This is a genomic window from Flavobacterium lotistagni, assembly GCF_011392125.1.
Taxonomy (GTDB): Bacteria; Bacteroidota; Bacteroidia; order Flavobacteriales; family Flavobacteriaceae; genus Flavobacterium; species Flavobacterium lotistagni.
On sequence record NZ_JAAJBU010000002.1, the window covers coordinates 74,414 to 86,425 of the forward strand.

The following is a 12,012-nucleotide window of genomic DNA, read 5'->3' on the forward strand; positions in this document are numbered from 1 at the left end:
CTATTTGGTATTAATAATCTCAGTCAAGACTTCAGACTCTGTGCCGTTAGGTAAAGTAATCCCAATTTTTAGCGCAATGGTCGGGGCGATTTCGGTAATGATTTTTCTATCGGCGGTACTTCCCGGGGGAATGTTCCAACCGTAGAAGATGAGCGGAACGTGCGTGTCGTAACTATAAGTCGTTCCGTGCGAAGTTCCAGTGGCGCCATACTCGATGAAACCCGGTTGGTCAATCAAGACCAAATCGCCATTTTGCTTAACATCATAACCTCTAGCAATACAATGCAAATGGTAATCGTTGCCACTGTCGGCAAGAATTTCTTCTTCGGTATAAACTCTTTTCACCTGCGGCTGAGTCATTAAATATTCCTTAAAGGTTCGTTTTACAGTAGCCAAGTCTAGGTTTTTAGATTTGATTTTGTCGCGGTTGAAAAATACGTTAAAGCTAGAATAATTCAACACCAAATCTTCGCCGAAGGTATCGATTGAAAACAGTCTTAAACCTTTAGCAATTTCTTTGGGTTCAATCGGTTTTACGTCGTATTGGTTGTCGGATAGAAATTTGGCATTTTCGGCTCCGGCATGATCGGCAGTTAGAAACAATAAGTAATTGTCTTTCCCGACGCTTTTGTCTAGGAAAACTAGCAAATCGGCAATGGTTTGATCCAGACGTAAATAAGTGTCTTGCAATTCAATCGACCGTGGCCCGAGAATGTGACCCACGTAATCGGTTGAGGAAAAACTCACCGCCAGAAAATCCGTTATGTTATCTTTACCCAACTCTTCTTTTTCAATGGCTCGTTTGGCAAACATGGCCAAGAAATCATTTCCGAATGGCGTGGTGCGCAAAACGCCGGCATCGTTGGCCGCATATAACTTCTTCAAGTCATAGGGAAACACCGGTTTGTCTACTTTATAAAGCCTGCCTTCGTACGGATTGTCGTCGGGCAAACTTTCGTTATAGGTTTCCAAAGGTTTGAGAAGTTGCCATGGCTTATTGAGGAAGGTTTCGTAATTTTTTTCTTTGTTGAACTCCGTTACCCATTCTGGCAACGCTTTTCCGTAAAAGGTACTCGATATGAAATTGCCGGTTTTGCTGTACCAAAAAGCCCAATTGGCAAAATGTCCGGCAGGCAAAATAGCACCGCGGTCTTTTAAACTCATCCCAACGACCTTTCCTTTAAAATTGGTCGAAAGCCGAAGTTCATCTGTGATGGTGGTTGATAGCAGGTTTCTGGGTGACATTTTTCCTTCTCCTTTAGTGCCTTCACCCAAAGTTTCGACCGCTTCATCATCGGTACAATACCGTTCTTTGGAAGTGCTTCTGGAAAACCATTCGTTGCCGACAATTCCGTGAATTGCGGGAGTGGTTCCGGTATAAATCGAAGCGTGGCCCGGCGCTGTGTATGTCGGTAAGTAATTGTAATGCGTATTGGTAAATGTATAGCCTTGGTTCATCAGTCTTTTAAAACCGTTGCTGGAAAAATCACCAGAAAAGCGGTAGAGGTATTCCATTTTCATCTGGTCTACCACAATACCGACCACCAATTTTGGGCGTGGCTGTTGCGCCATTACGACCGAAGTCAAGCACAAAGCGAAAAGTAATTTCTTCATAAAAAAGGCCTTTAAGTTAACCGCTTACAAATATAGTGGCTTTCGGTTGCATCAATTGAAGAAAGCTCAGATTTAACCATAAAAAAATGCCGCTATCCCTAGCGGCATTTTAACCCAATTAAATTAATTACTTCAAAATGATAAACTCGCATCGGCGGTTGATGGAATGTTCCTGCTCGGTACAGTTATTTCCACATTTCACCAAAGGCACGGATTCACCGAAACCTTTTGAACGAAGTCTTTTCCTTTTGATTCCGTTGTCTACGAGATACTCCAAGGTAGAAGCGGCCCGTTTATTTGAAAGCATCAAATTATATGTATCTGAAGCGCGTGAATCGGTATGGGCGCCCAGTTGGATTTCCATCTCAGGGTATTTTTTGAGTAAGTCAACCAAAACATCAAGAATTCGGGCAGCATCAGATTTAATGTCCCATTTGTTCAAGTCGAAGTAGATGTTCTCCAGTACAATCTGCACTTTTCCGTCTTGGCGTTTGGTGATGATTTCTTCAGCATCGTCGTAACATTCCATGAATAGTTCAATCGTGTAACGCAATTTTCCGTCTTCATTGGTAGTGAACTCTTCGCTGTGAGGAATGTAAAAATCGCGCATGGCCTCAATTCTGTATTTTTTATTGGGCTCGGTGGCAAAAACATAATCGCCTTCTGCTCCAACAACCATTTGACCAATCAGGATATTGTTTTCGTCATAAAGTGACACTAAAGTTCCCGGTAATAAATCTTGGGTGTTTTTGTCTTTAACTTCGCCCTCTACAACATAACGCTCTTCATTTTCGGTGCGAGTAAAACTGTAAAGTGCATCGCCTATTTTACGGTTCGAAGCAAAATAACCCATGTTCTTTTTCTCATCCACCACATAACCAAAATCGTCCATGTTGCTGTTGATGGTTTCTCCCAAATTGAGTGGTTTGGCAAACGGGCCTCCGTTTAAAGATTTGCTCATGAAGATGTCGAGTCCGCCCATGCCCTGATGACCATCTGAGGCAAAGTATAAAATGCTGCCGTCGTTAGAAATTTCGGGAAACTGCTCGCGATGGATTGTATTGACTGCCGGGCCTAGGTTTACCGGTTCTCCGTAAGTGCCGTCTTCGTTTACATCGACTACGAAAATATCGAACGAACCGATACTTCCGGGCATGTCACTAGAGAAATAAAGCTTCTTACCATCTTTGGTTAATACCGGATGTTCCGTTGAATATTGGTCACTGCAAAATGGTAACGCCGTGATGTTCGTCCATTTGCCGTCAACAAATTCGGCTTTATAAATCTTGATGTTGGCTACTTTGTGATTACCGACCTTAACTTGCTTGTCGTTGGTACGGTTGAAATACATGATGTGACCATCTTTGCTGAAGGTAACTGAACTCTCGTGTGTTTTAGTGTTGATTTCCTTTGGAAAAGGCTCGATGTTAGTAAGTTGTCCTTTAGAATTGACTTCAGCGCTAAACAAATCCAGATAGGGTTTTTCGTTCCACCCAAAAGATTTCCCTTCTGCAGTTCTTAACGAAGCAAAGGCCACTTTATCGCCATAGAACGAAATTCCGAAATCGCCGTTTGAAGTGTTCTTGGTCATCGGTTGCAACACATAATTGAACGGCACATTCGTTTTTAGATTGTTGATGAACTTTGGCGTACTGACTGCGAATTTGAGGTATTCAGCCATAATTAAATCGGCTTTGGTATAATCATCGGCACCCATAAGTGCATGTGCATACTTAAAATAATATTCCGGTTTGACGCTGTCTTTAAAAGTCAGGAACAATTTACCATAAGCGCGCACAGCATCTTTCATCAGGGAATTGTTGTAATAACAATCACCGAGGTTCTGCAATACGTTTTGGTTCTCGGCAAGCTGCTCATACATTTCGGCTGCCTTCACATAAGATCTTTTCTCAAATAACGAGTTGGCCTTCTTCTCGCTTCCTTTTTGGGCGATGAGTTTCGGGCTGAAACACAGCATTAAAAGTATCAAATAGTATTTTTTCATGTTGCTCATTATTAGAAGAATCTAGGCGATTTATCGTATCCTTTAGACGAAAGACTTGAAGTATCCAGATCAAACAATAGGAATATTTCGTGTGAACCTGAGTTGTATTTACTCAAGTTTGAAAGTGTGTAATCATAAGAATATCCTATGCGAATACTAGGTGAAATCGTAAAAGCTACCAGCCCGCTCACGGCATCATCTACACGATAACCGGCTCCTAGTTCGAACTTGTCATTGAATAAGAAGTTGGCTGTTAAATCCATAGAAAGTGGTGCGCCGGTAACAGCTTTGGCCATAAATGCGGGTTTAAATTTGGTACTGGTAGTCAAATCGAAAACGTAACCTCCGGTAAAGAAATAATGAATTTCCTCTACGCCTGTCGCTTTAACTCCATTCTTGGTTTCAAGATGTTTGGTCGTAAGCAAGTTGGGTGCAGACAATCCTAAATAGTAACGATCGCTGAAGTAAAAAGCTCCGGCTCCGATATTCGGGAAAGTCTTGTTGACATTTTCAGAGAAAGCTTCATCTGGTGGCGTATCAGTATACTGAAATCCGTTGAAGTCGACATCGAAAAGTGTAACACCAGCTTTCAAACCGAATGACAGTTTATTGTTTGCAGACACCGGAATCACATAAGCCGCGTCAGCATAAATATTGTTCTCGTGAACCACATCGCCAATCACATCGCTAACGATAGACAAACCAAGTTCTACTCTTTTTGCAATAGGTGAATGCACAAAAGCGGTCGCTGTTTTTGGCGCACCCACTGCCCCAACCCATTGTGTACGGTAAAGACCTCCACCGTTGATAACGCCAGGATTATCGGTAGCATATCCGGGGTTGATTCCGCTCATATTATACATATAATGCGTGAACTGCGGATCTTGCTGAGCTTTTGCCAATGTAGATATCAGGAAAGTACCGATAAAAACCAAATAGGGAATGCTTCTTTTTTTCATCTTAATTTTCATTTATCTACTTAAATATAGTCGGCCTTGTTTTGGATCGCGGGTGCCGTCATTGAATTCAACAATATAGAAATACACCCCTACTGGAACATTTTTTCCGCCAATCTTGACGCCGCCTTCGCTATTAGTTCCGTCCCAATTTGGTGTGTTGATATCGCCTTTATAAAGCACATTGCCATAACGGTTATAAATTTCTAGAGTGAATCTTGGGTATTTCTCTGCAAGGTTTTTGATCACGAATGCGTCATTCACACCATCTCCGTTAGGCGAGAAACCGTCAGGAATCATGATATCCTCGCAATTATCTAAATCAACCGTAACCGGTAAACGAGTCACACTTTCGCAACCGGCTGCTGTCAAATAGGAACCATAATAAGTAGCACCATCTATTAGTAAATCTGTACTTGCATAAGCTGTTCCAGCCGTTGGTGCATCATACCAAACCACTTCTAAAGTACCCGTAACATTCGAACTCAAGTTGGCAATAGTTGGATTCTCTGGTGCACAGAATTTTTCCCCGTTAGGAGTTAACACTGGTGTCTCTACTTCAGGTGATACCTCAAAAGTAATTGGATCAATACCGATGGTCGCTGCATTACAAAGTCCTACGACTGAAGTAATTTGTGTAATGGTCACTGTTACATTTCCAGCAGTATTCAAATCGTTTGCTGGGATAGTGAAAGTCCCTACTCCATCAAGAATGGTAACCAAATCGGTATGGGTTGCTGTAACAGCACCCGAGAGTTCGTAAGTTATATTGTAGCTTCCGTCAGGTAATGAAGAGTTGATATCACTTGCCAAAATAACTTCATTGGAGAAATTCAAACAAGAAGTAACCGCACTCAAAGTACCGTTAGACAAATCGGGTAAGACATTCACGGTAAATGTAGCCGTAGCATCTTCTGTTAAATTATTACAACCGCCGGAAAGGTTAACAATTGAGGTAATCGTCAAAGTATAACCACCTGTCGCGGCCAAGACAACCGCAGGAATTGTAAACTGTCCTGTTCCGCTAGTAATAGTTACTGTGCCTGTAGTGCCGGTATCAGGAGTCGCTTGTGGGAGACTGTAAACAAATTGGTAGTCTCCATCTGCCAAACCAGTAGCGCCGGCAATTAAAACCGTAGCATCTTCTCCGAAACATAGATTGGTAACAGCCAAATTGGTATTGTCTAGATTTGAACTCGGACGGATGATAAAATCAGCACTGACAATCGGATTGATTGGCACTGTACAAGAAGTGGTCGCATTAGTGATGTTGGTGAAGGTCAGACGCGTTGTTCCTGTATTTGGAATATCATTGGCATTGATCGTCATAATTCCGGTACCATCGACAATAGTTACGGGCGAAGATTGGTTAGTCAAGACATTACTAAGCGATAAATCATAGTTCAATACATAACTGCCATCTAACATATTATTGAACGTTACCGTCACATTTTCACCAGAACAATTGGGAGATGAAACAGTAATATTGGAAGCTTCTAAAGAAGGATTGGGCAAAATTGTAAAGGTTACCGTAGTGGCATCAGTTCCACAACTATTAGTGATGGTGTAAGTATAAGTATAAACTGCCGGAGCTAAAGTAGAGACATCTACTGTACTGGTTACAGACTGGTTGTTGCTATCGGTCCAAAGCCCAGTAGTTTGAGCACCAATTAGTAAAGAGTTCAAGTCAAACGTTCCTTGTGAATTACATACGTCTTGATTCGGTGCGGCATTTCCGGCATCAGGAACCGGATTCACTGTAACGCTAACCACCGCAGTATCGTTATCACAAGGATCATTGCCGCTCAGACTGTACGTATAATCTGCAGCAGGGTCAACAGCCGGATCAAAAACACCTGTTCCACTAGCTAAGGCTGGAGACCAAGTTCCTCCGGCTTGTGGCGTTCCGGTAAGACTTAAAAACAAATCTTGGGGCGTATCAGTTACACAAAAAGTAATAGCTCCAGGTCCACCTGCATCAGGTCCGGGAATGACATTAACAACTAAATCAGCAGAATCTGGTGTACAAAAAGGATTGCCTACAGTATAAGTATAGGTAGCCGCAGCATCAACCGCTGGGTCGAAAATTCCGGTACCGCTAGCTAAAGCTGGAGTCCAAACACCGCCTGGTTGAGGAGTTCCTGCTAATCTGGTAATCAAATCAATTGGGTCTGCATTGGAACAAATATCAGTAGTTGCATTCTCACCAGCATCAGGCAACGGATTCACAGTTACCGTTACTGTAGCAGTATCGTTATCACAAGGATCATTCCCGCTTAAAGTATAAGTATATGGCCCAGCTGCGTCAATAGCAGGATCGAATAAATCCGTTCCACTGGCTAATGCTGGCGACCAAGTTCCACCCGTTTCAGCCAATGGCCCGAGTAAAGGAAATAAATTGATGGCAGGGCTATTCACACACAAAGTGGTGCTATTTGAGGTTCCTGCATTTGGCCCAACTGTTATATTTACAGTAACATCTGCTTGAGCACTTCCACATGGACCGTTGCCATTAACCGTGTAAGTATAAACGCCAGCCAAATCAACAGCAGGGTTGAAAAAATTAGTGCCGCTGGCTAAAGCTGGTGTCCAAGTTCCGCCAGTTTGCGGTGTTCCGCCTAAATAACCAGTTAAATCAACAGGATCAATATTAGAACAAAGATTAGCCGTACTATTTGTTCCTGCGTTAGGTGCTGGGGTAACCGTTACAAACACCGTTGCAGTATCGTTCACACACGGTGGAGTTCCGGCAACTAAATAGGTATAACTAGTAGCCGTATCTAAAGCCGGATTATAAATGTTCGTTCCACTAGCCAATGCTGGAGACCAAGTTCCGCCAGGCTGAGCAGAAGCACCTAGGAGTAAAAACAAATCTTGAGGACCATCGTTACTACAAACTGTGAGGTTCGCGTTACTTCCGGCTTGCGGCGGTTGGGTAACAGTCATGGTTGTAGCACCAGTAAGTGTTTGAGAACAACTAGGCGGATTATTCAAAACCACACTAACCAAATTAAAAGTCGAGGTAACACTTAGCGGTGTATTTAAGGTAAAAGTTCCCGAAGCCCCAATAACCACTGTGGCATTTGCACCACCGTTTACATTATAAGTAACCGTAGAATTTGGAGTTCCAGTAAATAAAATGGCAGCAATAGAACCCGAACAAACCGTGCCACTTGAAGAAACTGTAGCAGTAGGTAGTGGATTAACCGTTACTGTTCCTGAAGCACTTGCACTAGGACAATTGGTTGTTAAGTTAGTAATAATGACACTATATGTTCCGCCCACATTGGTATCAAAACTCGCCACATCCCCAGGGTTAGTTACTCCGGTTGGAACTGTCCAAGCGTAAGAATAGTCAGTTGGAATACCGGTTCCAACAGTAGCTGTGAGTGTAGCGTCAGTTCCGGAACAAACCGAAATGCTATTCACCGTTACTGTGGGTATAGAATTTACTGTTACAGTTCCAGAAGCACTAAGACTCACACAAGTAGTAGTTAAATGTGTGATTATAACGCTATAAGTTCCCGCAACTGTAGTATCAAATGACGCTACATTTCCAGGATTGGTTGCTCCCGTTGGAACAGTCCAAGCGTAAGAATAATCGGCAGCTGTTCCAGTGTCTGGCGTAGCAGTAATTGTAGCAGCATTTCCTTCGCATATTGATGTACTATTCACAGTAACTACCGGCAATGCACTATTCGAAACCGTACCTGAAGCACTCTCACTCACACAAGTCGTTGTTAAATTGGTCACCACGACACTGTAAACTCCAACGGTAGAAGTTATAAAAGTTGCTACATTTCCCGGATTAGTCGCCCCAGCCGGCACCGTCCATACATAAGAATAATTGCCTGCCGGGGATGGCGTAGCTGTGATTGTCGCATCCAAACCTAAACAAATGGATGGATTATTAACGGTTACTGTCGGCAACGGATTGATGGTCACTGTTCCTGCACTGGCACTGATACATGTTGTAGTTACATCTGTTAGAGTAACACTATAAGTTCCGGCGACAGTAGTATTGAACGTATCAACATTCCCTGGATCTGTGGCTCCGGTTGGCACCGTCCAAGTATAAGTGTAATTCCCAGGCGTTCCAGGCGTTGCTGTGATTGTAGCAGTTCCTCCAGCACAAACCGAAGTACTATTGACCGTGACAGTTGGCAAAGGATTGACCGTTACAGTTCCTGAGGCACTCAAACTGGCACAAGTAGTAGTAGCGTCAGTAATTATAACACTGTAAGTTCCTGCGATTGTTGTATTAAAAGTAGGAACATTTCCCGGATTGCTAGCCCCTGACGGAACCGTCCAAGCATAAGAATAAGTTCCTGCCGGAGATGGTGTCGCGGTAATAGTAGCCGATTGACCAGCGCAAACCGTTTGACTATCGACAGTTACAGTCGGCAATGGATTCACAGTTACTGTACCTGAAGCACTTAAGCTGACACAATTGGTGGTTAAATTGGTAGCAATTACACTATAAACACCCGGTATATTGGTTGCGAAAGTAGCCACATTACCCGGATTGGTTGCTCCTGCCGGAACCGTCCATACATAAGAGTAATTTCCTGCCGGAGAAGGCGTAGCCGTAACATTTGCATCTTGACCTGCACAAATTGACGGATTGTTTACAACAACAGTCGGTATCGGATTGATTGTCACCGTACCAGAAGCACTTAAACTTGGGCAATTGGTTGTGGTATTGGTAATAATAACGCTATAAGTTCCGGCAATTTGTGTAATAAAAGTTGCTACATCTCCTGGGTTTGTAGCTCCTGTTGGTACTGTCCAAACATAAGAATAATTTCCGGCTGGCGTAGGTGTCGCAGTCACCGTAGCATCTTCACCCGGACAAATTGAAGGACTATTCACAGTAACGGTCGGCAAAGGATTGATAGTGACTGTTCCCGAAGCACTCAAACTAGCACAAGTAGTAGTCGCATCGGTAATAATCACACTATAACTACCAGCCACACTAGCATTGAAAGTCGCCACATTCCCCGGATTAGTCGCCCCAGTTGGCACTGTCCAAGCATAAGTATATGTTCCTGCCGGTGTTGGAGTTGCTATTACTGTCGCGGGCTGACCTGCACAAACCGTTGGACTATTTACTGTTACAGTCGGCAATGGATTAATAGTGACCGTTCCCGAAGCACTCAAACTCGCACAAGTAGTCGTTAAATTTGTAGCGATTACGCTATAAATTCCAGGTACATTCGTATTGAAAGTAGCTACATTTCCGGGATTGGTTGCTCCTGATGGTACTGTCCATAAATAAGAATAATTCCCTGCTGGAGATGGCGTAGCGGTAACTGTCGCATTTTGTCCGGCACAGACCGAAGGACTATTAACCGCAACAGTCGGAAGCGGACTAATCGTTACCGTACCTGATCCGCTCAAACTAACACAAGTAGTAACCGTATTAGTGATAATCACACTGTAGGTTCCGGCGATTTGCGTGCTAAAAGTAGCCACATTACCAGGATTAGTTGCTCCTGTAGGCACTGTCCAAACATAAGAATAAGTTCCGGCTGGCGTTGGTGTAGCAGTAACCGTCGCATTCACACCCGGACAAATCGTAGCACTATTCACAGCAACGGTAGGTAAAGGGTTAATTGTGACAGTTCCCGAAGCACTAAGACTGTTACAAGTAGTAGTATTATCCGTTATTATAACACTGTAATTTCCAGCAACAGTTGTATTGAAAGTAGCCACATTACCCGGATTCGTGGCCCCTGAAGGAACAGTCCAAGTGTAAAGATAATTCCCTGCCGCTCCCGGCGTAGCGGTTACCGTAGCGGTTTGTCCAGCACATATAGAAGGGCTATTCACACTAACAGTAGGCAATGGATTCACGTTGATTGTTACAGTTGTTCCAGCACCACTGAGCAACTGACTACAACTTGGGGTGCCTGCCGAAGCCACACTAATCAAGTTGAAAGTGGTACCAGCCGTATAGGTATTATTAATTGAAGCCGTCCCAGCATTATTCAAAGTAATGGATTGATTAGCTCCTCCGTTAATAGTATAGGTAACAGTAGCGTTTGGTGTTCCATTAATATTAATAGTTGTACTGGCACCAGAACATATCGTAGTTGAAGTAGCAGAAATAGTCGCTTCAGGCAATGGCAAAACCTCAATAGTTACTGTAGATTGAGCTGCCGAACAAACCGAAGCAGTAACATTATAACTAAACACATAAGGACTGCCAGCTACCGTCAAAGTTGAAATATCTACCGTTCCTAAATTTCCGTTCGTTGTCGGCAAAGGGCCTGTCCAAGTTCCTGTAGCATCCGGTGTTCCTCCCAACTCATCGAAAAGATTAAAAGGCGGCGTGGACGGCACATCAGAAATACAAATTCTTCTAGCGCCATTAGACCCCGGATCATTAGGATCATTGAAAATAACCGTAACATCAAGCCTAGTAATACTTTCACAAAACTCATCAGTCTCGGCTGCATAATAAGTTTGCCCTTCTATTATAGGTGTCGTGGTTGGAATTTCAACTCCTGAAGTTGAACTAGGATACCAAACCACATTGGTACCCTGCACAACCAAATCGGCTATCGTCGGATTGGGCGTAGAACACAAAACTTGAACATTATCCCCGGTTGGTGGTGGCAAAATCCTTACTGCAACAAATACCCTTTGGCGCGAAGTTTCACAACCCGTATCAGGATTGATTTGACTGGCATAATAAAATGTATTATTAATGAGAGAAGTGTTAACATCTAAAGCCGTTCCACCTGTCGGACTCAAATACCACTGAATCATATTTCCCGTGGCTTGCAAATCTGCCACAACAGACTCTTCACAAAAACCTTGTTGCTGAGCGACAACAGTAGGCTTAGTGTATATAGTAACCACGACAGGCTGACGAACACAAGTTCCAGTATCGTCATCTGCAAAATAATCTTCTCCGTTGTTGAGCGAAATAGTTCCCGCCAATGGAGTACCACCTGTCGCATTGGCATACCAACGAATTCCACCTCCATTATCTGTTGCAGCCAAACTTGCTACTGTTGGAAATTCGGTATCACAAAAAGATTGGGTCGGATTTGTAACCGTCGGGCATTGTCCGTAGGAATTCATCGCAAAACCGACAAAGACCAGGATCCAAAAAAGTTGAAATGATTTTTTTCTACCAAGAGTATTAATTCCCATAAGCATTACAAATTGACCAATTAGTGTTTTTTCATGTAGCAAAACCAGCAAAAAACTAGTTTTATAAGCAAAAACAACAGCTTAGTTTACATGACACTATATTACTGTATTTAATCTTGTCAATTTTTATGAGATTTTAATGTTATAAACAAAATCATCAACACCTTGTTGATAAAAAAATTTAAACAAAAACTGAATTAAACAATTATTTATCAGTCATTTAAAAAAATAAAAACAATTAAAATCCAAAATAACGCAGGAATAAAACGTTAA

4 protein-coding genes are annotated in these 12,012 nt (G+C 42.8%); all 4 read right to left on the reverse strand.

What is annotated here, in order from left to right; translation table 11 throughout:
• On the reverse strand, positions 1-1,614 hold the full coding sequence (gene pafA / locus G4D82_RS03160) for an alkaline phosphatase PafA (RefSeq protein ID WP_166334422.1): 1,614 nt from the start codon (positions 1,612-1,614) through the stop codon (positions 1-3).
• Positions 1,615-1,741: 127 nt separating this feature from the next.
• Positions 1,742-3,619, reverse strand: a complete 1,878-nt coding sequence (locus G4D82_RS03165; RefSeq protein WP_166334424.1) for an OmpA family protein — start codon at positions 3,617-3,619, stop codon at positions 1,742-1,744.
• An 11-nt stretch (positions 3,620-3,630) separates the two neighbouring features.
• On the reverse strand, positions 3,631-4,578 hold the full coding sequence (locus G4D82_RS03170; protein WP_166334426.1) for a PorP/SprF family type IX secretion system membrane protein: 948 nt from the start codon (positions 4,576-4,578) through the stop codon (positions 3,631-3,633).
• A 12-nt stretch (positions 4,579-4,590) separates the two neighbouring features.
• On the reverse strand, positions 4,591-11,739 hold the full coding sequence (locus G4D82_RS03175) for a gliding motility-associated C-terminal domain-containing protein (RefSeq protein WP_166334428.1): 7,149 nt from the start codon (positions 11,737-11,739) through the stop codon (positions 4,591-4,593).
• Positions 11,740-12,012: the final 273 nt, after the last annotated feature.